13 protein-coding genes are annotated in these 13,137 nt (G+C 64.7%); 5 read left to right on the top strand and 8 right to left on the bottom strand.

Annotated features, from left to right (window positions below):
• The first annotated feature begins 14 nt into the window (after positions 1–14).
• Positions 15–911, top strand: coding sequence for a phosphatase PAP2 family protein (locus ACP7B9_RS00310; RefSeq protein ID WP_425859726.1), 897 nt, complete (start codon positions 15–17; stop codon positions 909–911).
• A gap of 10 nt (positions 912–921) precedes the next feature.
• Here ACP7B9_RS00310 and ACP7B9_RS00305 read toward each other — a convergent pair whose 3' ends face one another.
• Genes ACP7B9_RS00305 through ACP7B9_RS00285 form a run of 5 tightly spaced genes read right to left on the bottom strand, consistent with a single transcriptional unit; the run spans position 922 to position 6,334 of the window.
• Positions 922–2,118 carry an MFS transporter gene (locus ACP7B9_RS00305; protein WP_425859724.1) on the bottom strand — a complete coding sequence of 399 codons (1,197 nt, stop codon included), beginning with the start codon at positions 2,116–2,118 and terminating at the stop codon, positions 922–924.
• 10 nt (positions 2,119–2,128) lie between these two features.
• Positions 2,129–2,824, bottom strand: a complete 696-nt coding sequence (locus ACP7B9_RS00300; protein ID WP_425859722.1) for an MBL fold metallo-hydrolase — start codon at positions 2,822–2,824, stop codon at positions 2,129–2,131.
• Between the two features lie 38 nt (positions 2,825–2,862).
• The gene (locus ACP7B9_RS00295; protein ID WP_425859720.1) at positions 2,863–4,119 is read right to left on the bottom strand and encodes a dihydrolipoamide acetyltransferase family protein; all 1,257 of its coding nucleotides are present in this window, start codon (positions 4,117–4,119) and stop codon (positions 2,863–2,865) included.
• A complete protein-coding gene (locus ACP7B9_RS00290; protein ID WP_425859718.1) occupies positions 4,116–5,186 on the bottom strand; it encodes an alpha-ketoacid dehydrogenase subunit beta in 1,071 nt (356 codons plus the stop codon). The genes ACP7B9_RS00295 and ACP7B9_RS00290 overlap by 4 nt, the downstream gene beginning before the upstream one ends.
• Positions 5,183–6,334, bottom strand: a complete 1,152-nt coding sequence (locus ACP7B9_RS00285; protein WP_425860706.1) for a thiamine pyrophosphate-dependent enzyme — start codon at positions 6,332–6,334, stop codon at positions 5,183–5,185. Before ACP7B9_RS00285 ends, ACP7B9_RS00290 begins: the two co-directional genes overlap by 4 nt.
• 171 nt (positions 6,335–6,505) lie before the next feature.
• Between ACP7B9_RS00285 and ACP7B9_RS00280 the strand changes: the two genes are divergently transcribed.
• The 3 genes from ACP7B9_RS00280 to ACP7B9_RS00270 are packed head-to-tail and all read left to right on the top strand — an operon-like array spanning position 6,506 to position 8,362.
• On the top strand, positions 6,506–6,958 hold the full coding sequence (locus tag ACP7B9_RS00280; RefSeq protein WP_425859716.1) for an Lrp/AsnC family transcriptional regulator: 453 nt from the start codon (positions 6,506–6,508) through the stop codon (positions 6,956–6,958).
• 31 nt (positions 6,959–6,989) lie between these two features.
• Positions 6,990–7,778: an isocitrate lyase/PEP mutase family protein gene (locus tag ACP7B9_RS00275; protein ID WP_425859714.1), complete on the top strand. Its 789-nt coding sequence runs from the start codon at positions 6,990–6,992 to the stop codon at positions 7,776–7,778.
• Between the two features lie 35 nt (positions 7,779–7,813).
• The gene (locus ACP7B9_RS00270) at positions 7,814–8,362 is read left to right on the top strand and encodes a hypothetical protein (protein WP_425859713.1); all 549 of its coding nucleotides are present in this window, start codon (positions 7,814–7,816) and stop codon (positions 8,360–8,362) included.
• On the opposite strand, the gene ACP7B9_RS00265 is transcribed toward ACP7B9_RS00270, so the two are convergent.
• From ACP7B9_RS00265 to ACP7B9_RS00255, 3 genes are read right to left on the bottom strand one after another with little or no spacing between them, the layout of a single operon-like run.
• Positions 8,359–9,273 (bottom strand): diacylglycerol/lipid kinase family protein, encoded by a 915-nt coding sequence (locus tag ACP7B9_RS00265; RefSeq protein WP_425859711.1) that lies wholly within the window; start codon positions 9,271–9,273, stop codon positions 8,359–8,361. The two genes, ACP7B9_RS00270 and ACP7B9_RS00265, sit on opposite strands and share 4 nt — an antisense overlap.
• Positions 9,270–10,832, bottom strand: coding sequence for a glycerol-3-phosphate dehydrogenase/oxidase (locus tag ACP7B9_RS00260; RefSeq protein ID WP_425859709.1), 1,563 nt, complete (start codon positions 10,830–10,832; stop codon positions 9,270–9,272). Before ACP7B9_RS00260 ends, ACP7B9_RS00265 begins: the two co-directional genes overlap by 4 nt.
• Positions 10,829–11,425 (bottom strand): TetR/AcrR family transcriptional regulator, encoded by a 597-nt coding sequence (locus tag ACP7B9_RS00255; RefSeq protein ID WP_425859707.1) that lies wholly within the window; start codon positions 11,423–11,425, stop codon positions 10,829–10,831. Before ACP7B9_RS00255 ends, ACP7B9_RS00260 begins: the two co-directional genes overlap by 4 nt.
• 17 nt (positions 11,426–11,442) lie before the next feature.
• Between ACP7B9_RS00255 and ACP7B9_RS00250 the strand changes: the two genes are divergently transcribed.
• Positions 11,443–13,134 (top strand): FAD-binding oxidoreductase, encoded by a 1,692-nt coding sequence (locus ACP7B9_RS00250; protein ID WP_425859705.1) that lies wholly within the window; start codon positions 11,443–11,445, stop codon positions 13,132–13,134.
• The last annotated feature ends 3 nt before the right edge of the window (positions 13,135–13,137 follow it).

The following is a 13,137-nucleotide window of genomic DNA, read 5'->3' as shown; positions in this document are numbered from 1 at the left end:
GGAACCTAGAATCGATGACTAACCACGCCGCATCCCACCGTTCAGGCCTCCCGGGCCGTGTTGGCGCGCGCCTTGCAGCCTGGCCATTCCTGGTCGCGGCGCTCATAAGTCTGGCCGCCTTGGTCTTGAGCTACCGATTCTTCGTCGAAACCACGACGGGCCAGTTCATTGACGAATCCGCGTTGGTGGAGGCCGTCGTGGCCCGCGAACGGATCGGTACGCAAACCGCACAGGTGCTCGATCTGCTGCCGGCAACCTCCGTGGTCCTCGCAACGCTGGTGGTTTTATTTGTCACCCTGGCCCGGCGCCGCTGGAAAGCAGCCGGCATCGCCATCGCCGCCATGGCCGCAGCGAACCTCTCAACCCAACTCATCAAGGCCCTCTTGCCGGACCGCCCCGACCTTGGCGTGAACACCCTCACGCTAAACTCGCTGCCGTCCGGACACAGCACGCTCGCCGCCAGCGCCGCGGCCGCCGTATTCCTTGTGGTGTCCCCGCGGTGGCGCCCCGCCGCAGCAATGGTGGGTGGCAGCTACGCCATCATGGCCGGCATCTCCACGCTCATCAACCAGTGGCACCGCCCGGCCGACGTCGTTGCCGCCTTCTTCGTTGTGGCCTTCTGGACCGCCTTGGCAGCATTGGTGATCATGCGCAGCGGGCCCAAGTGGAACGTATGGCTCGGCGCAAACGAGCACTGGGCCTCGGCTCGCTGGTGGACCTTCCTGCCTGGGATTCTCGCCGTGCTGGCCGGGGCGTCTGCCGCCCTGGTCTACCGCCAGGTCACGGGCGCCGAAGCCGTCAGCACTACGAGCTTTTTCCTCGTGGGCGTGGGCCAAATAGTCATGGTTGGTTACGGCCTGACGTTTGCCAGCACGCTGTTGCTGACCCTGCCGATACGACGCCGGAGCTAGCGCTAGCTCACTAGCGCTCTACAGGCTTGTTGCGGGGGATCGAATATCCCAACATTGCCGCAGCACCAAGGCCCAGCAAACCGGTAGCGGCGATGCCGAACGGAAGCGTTACGGCGGCCGTCAGCCCGGCAAGAATCGCTGGCCCGCTCGAGCCGCCGGTGTCCGCCATGAACCGCCAGATACCCAAGAATTGGGCCCGGCCGTTGCGCGGTGAGTAATCGGCTCCCAACGTCATGATCAATCCAGAACCAATGCCATTGCCGAAGCCGATGAGCAGCGCCACCAGCAGCAGCGAGACGGCGCCGGTGGTGAGCGGCATGAGAAGAAGTGCAACGCCCATGAGCACCATGGAGGGGACGGCCACCGCAATCCGGCCCTTCTTGTCCATGACCTTGCCTGCCGGATAAAACACCAGCATGTCGATGGCGCCGGAGAGTCCGTAGATCAAGGATGTCACGGCCGGGTTGAGCCCAAGGTTGTCGGCCCACAGCGGCACCACCACCTGGCGTGAGGAACGGACCGAACTGACCAGCAGCACGCCCATCCCCACGGTCAAAAACACCTTCCGGTGAGTGGCCAACAATGATGAAACAGTGGCTTTGGGGCCCACGGATGTGGCGCCGTCTGCGCTGACCAGATCCGGCAGCCACCAGGCCACAACCCCGGCGCCGGCAACGGCGATCGCCGCCACCCAGTACGCGCCGGGAAGCCCCGCCAAATGAATCACCAGCGCCCCGATGAAGGGCCCGGCAAACAGTCCGATTCGCCCTACCCCGCCCAGCGTGGACATGGCCCGGGCCCGCATCAGCGGCGGCACTGCTTCGGTGAGGTAGCTCTGGCGGGCCAGATGGAACACTGCGGAGGCGACGCCGATCAGGAACACCCCGGCCCCGAATATCAAGAGGTTGTGGGCATACACGCAGATCAGCATGGCCACGAGACTCAAGGCCGACGCTCCCAGCATGCCGAGGCGTTCGCCAAATTTGGCGGTAAAGATTGACGCCGGAATGTTGCTAATCAGGGATCCAATGCCGATCAGTGAAACCACCAAGGCGGCGCCGGCCAAGGAGGACCCCATGTCACGGGCACTGAGCGGGATAACGGGCAAGATGGCGCCCTCACCAATGCCAAACAGCAAGGATGGCCCAAACGCCGGAACGGCGATGGACCACAGATTGAAGTCTCCGGGGTCAGCTGTTTTACTCACTGGCCCAACTCTAGACCCGTCCACCCCTCCCTTGAGGCAGCATTGAGGCAGCCACTACCGTGGCCATCGTTGCTGCGAATGCGGCATCCACCGGACGTCCGTGACCGGGCACCATCACCGGATAAGTTCCGCCCATGGTGGCAAGACGGTGCAGCACGGCAACCCATTCGCCAGGGTAGGCGTCCTCGTAGTCGGGCTCTGCACCTTCCTCCAAAACGTCTCCGGCAAACAAGACGCCGGGCGCACCGACCATGAGATCCCCGCTGCTATGTCCGCGACCGAGCGTGAACAGCTTCACCTCAACACCGCCAAGATCCAGCACCACGGTTTCATCCGTCATGTGATGAGTTGGCGCCACAATTTCCGCCTGGGGAGCGATGCCTTCGGCCATCTCGGGTTCGTGGCCGGCGACAAACTGCCGCTGCCACTCCCCTGTCTCCGCCATGGCCAGGGCCGCGGCGGCGTGTGCCCAAAACTCGGTGACCCCGGCAGCCTTGAACGTTGCGTTTCCAAAGAAGTGATCCCAGTGCGCGTGGGTGTTGACGGCCACCAGCGGGAGAAGCGGTAGACCAGTGACTTCACGCACGGCCGTCAGGATCTCGGCGGCATGACGGGGACCGCACCCGGTGTCGACAACAAGGGCCCGCTCCGCGCCCACCACTAATCCGATGTTGACCAGCGCCCTGGCGGCACTGCTGGGCAGCACAAAACAACCACCGCCGAGATCCTGCCAGCTGGCCGACACTAGAGATCAGCGAGGATGCTGGCCGGGTTTTCCATGGCGTCCGCGACGAAGCGCAGGAAGCCTGCCGCCACGGCGCCGTCGCACACGCGGTGATCGAAGGCGAGCGTCAGCTCCGTCATTTTCCGCACACACAGTTCCCCGTCCACCACCCATGGCTTGTCCATGATTCGTCCCAATCCCAGCATGGCCGCCTCGGGATAGTTGATGATGGCGGCCGATCCGTCCACACCCAACACCCCATAGTTGTTGATGGTGAATGTACCACCGCCCAGCTGCGCCGGAGCCGCCTTGCCGCCGAGTGCCCGTTCCGTCAGCTCGCGGATGGCCTCATCCAGCTCCCTGGCACTGCGACCCTGCGCGTTTCGGAGCACGGGCACCACCAACCCACGCTCGGTCTGGGTGGCAAAACCCAGGTTGATGCCGCCAAACTCAACGAGCTCGTCCTGCCCGTCTCCAGCTGCGAGCTGCATGTTCAGCTCCGGGAACCTGACTAACCCGGCTGCCACAAATCGCGCAAGGAAGGCCAGTACACCTGGTGCGGCACCTTTCGCCTTCAACCCGTGCCGCAACTCCAACAAGGCTGTGGCGTCCACATCCACCCACACTGTGGCGTCCGGAATTTCGCGCCGGCTGCGCACCAGTGCCGCGGCCGCCGCCTTTTTGACGCCGGTCAGGGGTGTTCGTGACACCACCGCAAGCCCTGTTCGTTGATCGACGACGCCGGACACCGCCTCTTGGCTCGGGCTGGCGTTCTTGGCCGGTTCAACTATGGCCGCCTCAACATCCGATCGCAGGATCAATCCGTCGCTGCCCGAGCCACTGATGTCCGCGAGCGCAATCCCATGATCCTGAGCCAGTTTCCGCACCAGCGGCGAAACGACCAGCGGCGCCGTTGTCGCAGCCACGCGCACGGCGGGCCGACTCCGTCCGGGACCGCCAGCATCGCTGGTCCCATAGCCAATGAGCACATTCCCGGAACCCGAGGACGCCGTCGGTACCGTCGCTGGAGCGTCAACCGTGATCAGCGGCTTCCCCACTTCCAGTGTGTCGCCCTCGGCACCGTGCAAGGTGGCGACGATACCTTCGAACGGCGAGGGCACCTCGACGACGGATTTAGCCGTTTCAACTTCGGCGATGGGCTGGTCGATGTGCACCGTGTCTCCCACGGCCACGAGCCACGTGACGAGCTCGGCCTCGACCAGTCCTTCGCCCAGATCCGGAAGCAGGAAGACCTGCCCGGTTGTTTGCACGCTCATGATTCCTCCCATTGGAGCCGGTCCACGGCGTCCAGGATCCGGTCCACGCCCGGTAGATAGTGTTTCTCAAGTTTTGGTGCAGGGTACGGGATGTCGAAGCCGGTCACCCGAAGCACGGGTGCCGCGAGCGAATGGAAGCAACGTTCTTGGACGCGTGCGGCAATCTCCGACGCCATGGATGCGAAGCCAGGCGCTTCGGCAATCACCACGGCCCGCCCGGTGGAGCGGACGGCGGCACAGATGGTCTCGTCGTCGAACGGGACGAGGGAGCGCACATCAACCACCTGCAGGGAGCGGCCCTCGGCGGCGGCGGTTTCAGCGGCCGCGAGCGCCGGCGCAACGGACGGACCGTAGGCGATGAGCGTCGCGTCGGTGCCCTCGCGAATGATCGCGGCACGGCCGATGCTGGACGGAACCGCGTTGGCCCCGCCGCGTTCGGCGGCCGGCGTGTACCGAGCGCGCAGGGCATCAAGGTCAACCATGCTCTTGGAAAAGTACAGCTTCTTCGGCTCCATGAACACCACAGGGTCCGGTGAGGCGATGGCGTCGCGCAGCATGACGTAGGCGTCCTGAACGTTCGACGGCGTGAGGACTGTCAGGCCCGGGGTGTGGACGTAGTAGCCTTCCGAGGAATCACAGTGGTGCTCAACCCCGCCGATGCCGCCGGCGTACGGGATGCGAATGACCAGCGGCAGGCGGATGCGCCCGCGGGTGCGGTTGCCCATCTTGGCCACGTGGCTGGCGATCTGTTCGAAGGCCGGGTAGGCAAAGGCGTCGAACTGCATCTCCACCACCGGGCGCATGCCGTTGATCGCCATGCCTGTGGCCATGCCGACAATGCCGGATTCGGCCAAGGGTGTGTCAAAGCATCGCTCCTCCCCGAAGCGCGCCGTCAGCCCATCCGTCACCCGGAACACCCCGCCGAGCGTGCCCACGTCCTCCCCGAACACCACGACGGCGGAGTCGGCCGCCATGGCATCGGCCATGGCAAGGGTCAGGGCCTTGGCGAACGTCAGGTTTTGCACCCCGGACAATGCGGGTGCGGCCATCACGGGTGTGGCGGTCATGACCGTTTCCCTTCCGGTGCGCCCTGGGCTGCGGCAAGTTCAGCCGCCAGCATCCGGCTTTGCTCGTGCAGTTGCGGTGTGGGTTCGCTGTAGACATAACGGAACATGTCCAGCGGATCGGGCGTCGTCTGGGAGTTCAACCCATCCCGAAGGGCCTTGGCAACGGTGTCCGCAGCCACGGTGAAAGCCTCGGTGTCGGCGGCGGTGAGGTGTCCGGCGTCGTGCAGGTATTTCTCCAACCGCAGCAGCGGATCCTTGGGCACCCACTGGGCCACCTCGGCGGCATTTCGGTAGCGGGTTGAATCATCGGCGTTGGTGTGGGACTCCATCCGGTATGTGTGCGCCTCCACCAGGGCGGGCCCGCCACCGTTACGCGCCCGGTCCACGGAACTCCCAAGCACCGCCAACAACGCGGCGAGATCGTTACCATCGACGCGCTCGCCGGGCATGCCGTAGCCGATGGCCTTGTGGGCCAGCGAGGGCGCCACCGACTGGTGGATGAGCGGGACGGAGATGGCGTACTGATTATTTTGGATCAGGAAGACCACCGGAACGTGGAACACCGCGGCAAAGTTCAAAGCCTCGTGGAAGTCCCCCTCGCTGGTGGCGCCGTCACCACACAGGGCCAGCACCACGGTGTCCTCGCCCCGCAACTTGGCAGCATGTGCCACCCCCACGGCGTGCAGCAACTGCGTGGATAGCGGCGTGGTGGGGAGCGCGGTGTTGTACTGGTGCGGGTCGAAGCCACTGTGCCAATCCCCGCGCAGTGACTCAAACGCTTCCATCGGGGCCACGCCGCGGCCCATGATGGCCACGGTGTCCCGGTAGGTGGCGAACAGCCAATCGCTGGGCCGCAAGCTCATGTAGGCCGCGACTTGGCAGGCCTCCTGACCGAACGACGACGGATACACCGCCATCCGCCCCTGTCGCACCAACGCACCGGACTGTTCGTTGATCCGCCGGCCCTGCAGCATTTCCCCGTAACCCTTTAATAGGGTCGGCAGATCGGGCAGGGCGTAGTTTTCCTTGTACTTCCCACCCGGGGAGCTTGTGCCATCCGGTGCCATGAGCTGGACCGGGGTGCTGGAGGGCAGCAGGTACTGGCCCTGTTGCCCTGCCTTCAATAGGGCGTTGCCGGGGTAGTCCATAAATTCCGGATGGTTCGTCATTGAACGCTCGTTCCTTACTAGCGCAACAAGCAAAGATGTTCCGCTGCCTTAAGTATGCGATTGCTGGAGGATTGTCGCCCTAGATGGAGGAAACTATGGAACTTTGCGCTCATTGTCCTTAGTCTGGAAGACATAAGGTCAAGGAGGACCATGTCACCGAACACCCCTGTCCAACTGGACGACGTTGACCGGAGGATCCTTGCCGAGCTCACCCGCGATGGCCGGATGTCCGTCAGCGTCGTGGCCGAGAACGTGCACATCTCCCGGGCGCATGCCTACGCACGAATTTCACGCCTCACCTCCACGGGTGTGCTGACAAAGTTCACGGCGTTGGTTGACCCGATCAAGGCAGGGCTGAAATCTAGCGCTTACGTGACGTTGAAGGTCAGCCAGCATGTTTGGCGGGAACTGCGTGAGGAACTGCGCGCCATTCCCGAGGTGGCCCACATTGCCTTGGTGGGTGGCGACTTTGACGTGATCCTCCTCGTGCGGGCCGAGGACAACCAAGGTCTACGACGGGTCATCTTCGACCAGCTGCAGTCCATGCCCGGCGTCCTGGACACACAGACGTTCCTGATCTTCGAGGATCTAGATACCCGGTGACTTGTGGCCGGGCCGGGGCTACGCTGAAGCCATGAACCCCACACCAGAAAAGACTGCGTCCAAGGCCACCGAGTTGCTCCGCCTCCATCAAGCCCCAGAAGTCCTGCAACTGGTCAATGTCTGGGACGCCATCACGGCGAAGGTGATCTCCGATCTCCCCGGAACCCAGGCCCTAGCCACGTCCGGCCACGCCATTGCCGTGTCCTTTGGCTACGAAGACGGAGAGCACATCCCGCTAGCCACCATGATTGAGGCCGTGGGCCGCATCGCCGCTGCAACCGATCTTCCCGTCACTGCCGATTTGGACCGTGGCTATGGAAACCCGGGCGAGACCGTCCGGAAGGCTATTGGCGTTGGCATTGTGGGGGCCAACATCGAGGACCAGATGCGGCCACTCGCACAAGCCGTGGCGCAGATGAAGGCGGCCGCGGACGCCGGAGCAGCGGAGGGAATCGACTTTGTCCTCAACGCCCGCACGGACGCGTTCGTGCTCGGTGCGGACCATGACCCCCGCGAAGTCCTCGAGGCCGCCGTCGAACGCGGCCGCGCTTACTTGGAGGTCGGCGCAGCCTGCATCTTCGTTCCCGGCAAACTGGACGAACCCACCGTCAAGGCACTCGTGGCCGGAATCGGGCACGGCAAGGTGAGCGTCCTCAATGTCCCGGGATCGCTGTCCCCGGCCAGGCTTCAGGAGTTGGGTGTGGCCCGAATCTCCTATGGTCCGTGGACGCAGCGCGTGGCCCTTACGGCGTTGGCCGATACCGCCACGGCACTCATGAACAATGGGTCCCTGCCGGAAGGCACCCGCACCCTGAACTGAATTCCGGCCGCGCCCAAAGCTGGGAGGATGGAGGCATGAAGAATCACCACACACTCCGGGCCGAAGCTGCCGAAACCGCCATCGCAGTCCAAGAAGCCCCGGCCGTGAACGGGCTGGTGTTCCTGACGGCTGGCCTCGGTGCTCTGCTTTCGGCCCTGATGTTGTTCCTCGGTGCGGGCGACCCCGCCACGATCAGCGCCCCTGTTTTCTTCCTGACGCCTTTGCTCCCGGCCATCTGTGCGGCGCTGCTCTGGGCCCCGCTGTCCTTCACGAAGGGAACCGAGGCCCGCCGCCAAACCATCTCGGCAGCCGGGGTCCTTGTCATCCTTGGTGCCATGTTCTTCTTCGTGGAATGGTCGGCACGCTTTGAACTGAGCCTGTTCTTTGCCGTCATGCTCTTTGCTTGGGGCAGCCGGCTCAAGCACACACCCCTGAAGTGGGCGGCGCTGCCCTACCTGGCCGCGGCAATTGCCCTCCGGGTGTTCAATTTCCCCGGCGAAGCGTTTATCCTCGTTGCCCTCGGCGTTCTGACGGCGGCCTGGCCCTTCGCCGCGCGACGCCTGGCTGGGCAGAATCCCGCTTAGGCGAGCGCCGGTGAATCGGCCGGGACAAGGAACTTCACGGCCCCGGGCAGGACTTCTATCACCGCCGGCAGTGTTGCCACCTTCTCACCGTCGGCGTAGAGATTCAACGGTTTGCTGGCACTGATCTTCACAACGCTGCCACGGCTAAACGTGACGTTGCGCTGCCCGAGATGACTGCCCCGGTAGGAACGCAGGTAGGTGGCCGCCACCCCGAGAATCGTGGCGCGGCCCAGCGAGACCACGTCAAGCCGGCCATCGTCGGCCTTGGCTAACGGCGTGATGCGCAGGCCTCCCCCATATTGGCCAACATTCCCGACGGCGACAAGCCAGCCAGGGAAGCTGGTCTCCGCACCGTCCACCGACACCGTGAAGCTCACGTTTTTCCAGTCCAGGAATGCCCGGATCCCGCCGTACACGTACACAAACGGCCCAAGATTCAAGCGCGCGTTGTTGCCATATTCGTTGGCGAGACCATCAAAGCCTGCATTGGCGACGCCTAGATAGGGTCGTCCGTTGGCGAGGCCAAGATCGAGCTCACGCACGGTCAGCCGGCCCAAGCTCTGAACCGCTTTGACCGGGTCAAGGGCCAGCCCCAGCCGCCGCACTGTGTCGTTACCTCGCCCTCCGGCCAGGGGAAGAACGACGGCGCCTGACTCCCGTGCCCCGGCGGCTGCGGCCCCAAGGAAACCGTCCCCTCCCAAGACAGCCACGAGACTGCCCGGAGCCGCGGCACGAGCCTGTTCCGTCGCATCCGCCAGGCTGGCTGTGACGGAAATTTCAAGGGAGAAACCTGCATCCCGCAAGGCCCGGGCTGTCCGTGGCAGCAGCCGCAAACCCCGCCCGCGGCCCGACGTCGGGTTGACCAGAAGCAGGGCGCTGCCACCGGCGAAGGCGCTCACTCCGGCAGTCATTTCCCTGTCCCTGAGATAGAGGTCATCGACGCTGCCAGTGCCAAGATTTCCGCTGCAGGGCCGCGAGCCTGCTGTGCGTCGGCCGTCACGAATGCCAGCCGGGTGCGTCGCTCCAAAAGATCTTCCATGTCCGATGCGCCTTCCGCCTGTATCGCGAACAGCAGCTCCGCACCGGTGATGTCCGTCCCCTCAAACAGGGGCTCTGCAAGACGCGGATCCGCCTGTCCCAGCGCCTGCACGGTAGTGGCCTCGGTGCCGTATTTCGCCACCAGCCGGGCCGGGGCATCAACCTGGCCGAGCTCCCCCGCGGACCCGGCCCCCACCAGCGGAAGGGTCTTGGTTCGGCAAGGTGCCTCAATCCCAAGACGGGAGGTCACGGCGTCGACCGCGTCTTGGGCCATACGCCGGTATGTGGTCAGCTTCCCGCCCACCACGGTGATGGGCTGACCCTGAATGTCCCGGACCAGGTGTCGCCGGGAAATATCGGCGGTTTCGTCCCCGGCGTGCGCAATCCGGACGAGCGGCCGAAGCCCCGCAAAAGAGCCAACCACGTCATCGCGCGTCAGCGGCACCGCAAGGGTGGTGTTGACAATGCCAAGGAGGAAATCGACGTCGTGCTCAGGAACCAGGGGATGGTGCCCGTCCGCCGTGTGGTCCTCCTCATCGGTGAGGCCGATGTAGACCACCCCATCCGGCTGGGGCAAGACGAAAACATACCGGCCAAAATGCCCCGGCACGGCGACCGTGTGCGCGGCGTGCGGATTACCCAGCCGTTCCGCTCGAACCACAAGATGCGTACCCCTACTGGGTGTCACGCTCAGCTGCGGCTCGAAGTCCGCGGCCCACACACCTGTGGCATTCACAACTGCCCGGGCCCGGATATGCACCGGCGCTCCAGTCCTGACGTCGACGGCGTCAACGGTTTCGGCCGTCAGCTCCACGGCCTTCACATCGCGCAGGATGTGCGCGCCCAGCCCGGCGGCGGTCCGGGCGATGCCGATCACCAGCCGGGCGTCGTCCACCACCTGCCCGTCCCAATAAAGGTAACCGCGGCGCAGTTTTTTCTCGTCCAGCCCCGGGGCTAGGGCGCCGACTGCTTGGCGGGAGAGTAGCTGGGGTCGCGGCAGCACCGCGCTACCTAGTCCTGAAATTCTGCGCAGCACGTCGTAGATGACCACCCCGGCGCCGGCCGCCAGACCTTCCCAACCGGGAGCCGTGCGGGCGTCGGGGATGACAAATGCAAGTGGGTGGACCAGATGCGGGGCGATCCGGCCCATGAGCCAGCGCCGCTCAACGGCAGATTCCCAGGCGACCGGGAAGTCCATTTTTGCCAGATAGCGCAGGCCCCCGTGAATGAGTTTGGAGCTGTAGCCACTTGTTCCGGAGGCCAGATCGCCGCTTTCAATCAGCACAACGCTCAGGCCGCGGCTCACTGCATCCAGGGCAACCCCCACCCCGGTGATGCCGCCGCCCACCACAGCAACATCCACGGCGTGCTCGGCAAGGTGTTCCAGCGATCGCTGACGGGTAGCGTCATTGATCCACGTGGGGTTATTCATGCCCTTTCCTCACCGTGTGGCGTGAGGTAGCGTTCCAGCATCTTCTTCAGTTCCACGAGGGAGTCATCGAAGGCATCCATTTTCAGCAGCACCCGCGAGGACAGCGCGACGCCCTGTAACGCGAGCAGCAGCGTAGTGGCCGTACCCGTAGCGGCCTCGATACTGCCATCGGCGGCACCGGCCTCGAGCAGTGCATGCAACTGCTCGAGAATGAGCTGCTGGCTCGCCCCGAATCTGTCGGTGACATAGGGGATCAGGAACTCCGGGTCGCGCTCGGCGATGGAGCCCAGTAGTTCAGAGGTGGCAAACACGCGCACGCTTTCTACGGCGAAGTGCACCAGCTGCTCACGTCCTGTGCCGGCGGGCGTTCCTGTCCGCACGGTGCCGGCGTAGAAGCGGAACTCCTGGGTCAGGGCCGCCAGAACGGCATTCTCCACCGAACCCATGCGACGGTAAAACGTCATGCGGGAAATGCCGGCCCGCTCGGCAATGTCGTTGGCCGTGGTGCGCCTAACGCCGTGGAGCACCACCGAGTCCCGGATGGCCGTGACGAGCTTTTCATCAACGGGAGTGCTGGTACGTTGTGACTGCATGTGTCACACTGTATCTCATGGTGACCCATCTCACAGAGGAAATTTCCCCGTCGGTTTGGTACGGCTGGGGAGACCCGGCCCGCGCGAAGCCGCTGGCGCCGGGCGCGCTGGAATTTCTGCGCCGCACCCTTGGATTGGCAAGTGTTGCAGCCACCCACCCTCCCGTTGATTTGTCCGAGGTTCGCGTCGGACCCGCGGCCCTTAGCGACGCCGTGCTGGCCGAGCTCCGCGCCGTTACCGGGCCCGAACACGTCGCGATCGACGCAACCGAACGGATTTTGCACTCTGGCGGGAAGAGCACCCCTGACCTCCTGCGGCGGCGTGCCGGGGACGCCCTGAACGCACCAGATGCGGTTGTTTTTCCTGGCAATGCCGAAGAGGTGCGGAAAATCCTGGCCCTGTGTGTGGCACGAAAGCTCGCGGTGGTAACTTTTGGCGGCGGCACCTCGGTCGTGGGCGGCGTTGAGCCGCTGCGCGGACGTTTTGATGGCGTCATCACCCTCGACATGCGGCGCATGAACCGGCTGCTGCACCTCGACCCACTGTCCCGCACGGCCAGCTTTGAGGCCGGAATTCGGGGCCCGGCCATTGAAGCCGCGCTTGCCCCGCACGGCCTGACCCTGGGACATTTTCCACAAAGCCACCAAGAGGCAACGCTGGGCGGCTACGTCGCGACCCGCTCTTCCGGCCAGGCCTCCACCGGCTACGGCCGCTCGGACGAACTCGTTAAGTCTGCCCACCTCGAAACTCCCATGGGGCCGTTCGACGCCGGTTCCCCCGCGCCCGGCACCGCCGCAGGACCAAAGCTGCTGGACGTCGTCGTTGGTAGCGAAGGCACGCTGGGTGTCATCACCAGCGCAACGCTGAAAGTCACGACCGCGCCGGCGGACAAGGTGTACGGTGCGTGGTCATTCCCGTCATTTGCGGCAGGGGCCGAGGCCATGCGCCTGCTCAGGCACCACGGCGTCCGCGGGGATATGCCGCATGTGTGCCGCCTCAGCGACACGGATGAAACGGCGTCGACCGTCAAGCTGGGTGGGTGGAAGACCGGCGCACTGTCCCGCTACCTCTCGGCCCGCGGCCAGAAAACGCCGGCCCTTGCACTCTTTGTTTGGGAGGGCGACAGTGGTGAGATCCGAGCCCGGCGGAGACGAAGTGCACGGATCCTGCGCCGCGCGGGCGGCGTTCCTTTGGGGCCCCTGCCGGGGAAATCCTGGGAGCACGGACGGTTCAGCGGCCCGTACCTGCGCGACGAATTGCTGACCCGGGGCGTCTACGTTGAGACGCTTGAAACGGCCGCCACGTGGAGCCGCCTCGAGGAGAGCTATGACAGTGTGCGCCAGGCCATCCTCGATGCCCTCGGGGAACATGGAGCCGCGGCCTACGTCCAGACGCACATTTCCCACGTATACCCCGACGGCGCCTCGCTGTACTTCACGTTCCTCGCGGGGCTGGAGGCGGACGGGCTCGCACAAAATGCCCGGGTCAAGGAGGCCGCCTCCCGGGCCATCGTCGCCGCGGGTGCAACCATCACCCACCACCACTCCGTGGGCACGGATCACGCGCCGTACCTGAGCGCAGAAATCGGAGACCTCGGCGTCAAGGTTCTGACCGCCATAAAAAACACGCTAGATCCCGAGGGCATTATGAACCCGGGCAAGCTCATCCCGACCAACCCATCGCTTCCCACCACTTCTCTTCTCAACTAAAAG

Source organism: Arthrobacter sp. TWP1-1 (genome assembly GCF_049897845.1).
Lineage (GTDB): Bacteria > Actinomycetota > Actinomycetes > Actinomycetales > Micrococcaceae > Specibacter.
This window is presented reverse-complemented; position numbering and strand designations above follow the sequence as displayed.

Bases quoted from the DNA above. Each gene is read 5' to 3' on its own strand.
- ACP7B9_RS00275 (WP_425859714.1), top strand. From the start codon at position 6,990: ATGAACCCCACACCAGAAAAGACTGCGTCCAAGGCCACCGAGTTGCTC.
- ACP7B9_RS00310 (WP_425859726.1), top strand. From the start codon at position 15: ATGACTAACCACGCCGCATCCCACCGTTCAGGCCTCCCGGGCCGTGTT.
- ACP7B9_RS00280 (WP_425859716.1), top strand. From the start codon at position 6,506: ATGTCACCGAACACCCCTGTCCAACTGGACGACGTTGACCGGAGGATC.
- ACP7B9_RS00270 (WP_425859713.1), top strand. From the start codon at position 7,814: ATGAAGAATCACCACACACTCCGGGCCGAAGCTGCCGAAACCGCCATC.
- ACP7B9_RS00255 (WP_425859707.1), bottom strand. From the start codon at position 11,425: ATGCAGTCACAACGTACCAGCACTCCCGTTGATGAAAAGCTCGTCACG.
- ACP7B9_RS00260 (WP_425859709.1), bottom strand. From the start codon at position 10,832: ATGAATAACCCCACGTGGATCAATGACGCTACCCGTCAGCGATCGCTG.
- ACP7B9_RS00285 (WP_425860706.1), bottom strand. From the start codon at position 6,334: ATGGACTACCCCGGCAACGCCCTATTGAAGGCAGGGCAACAGGGCCAG.
- ACP7B9_RS00295 (WP_425859720.1), bottom strand. From the start codon at position 4,119: ATGAGCGTGCAAACAACCGGGCAGGTCTTCCTGCTTCCGGATCTGGGC.
- ACP7B9_RS00290 (WP_425859718.1), bottom strand. From the start codon at position 5,186: ATGACCGCCACACCCGTGATGGCCGCACCCGCATTGTCCGGGGTGCAA.
- ACP7B9_RS00250 (WP_425859705.1), top strand. From the start codon at position 11,443: ATGGTGACCCATCTCACAGAGGAAATTTCCCCGTCGGTTTGGTACGGC.
- ACP7B9_RS00265 (WP_425859711.1), bottom strand. From the start codon at position 9,273: ATGACTGCCGGAGTGAGCGCCTTCGCCGGTGGCAGCGCCCTGCTTCTG.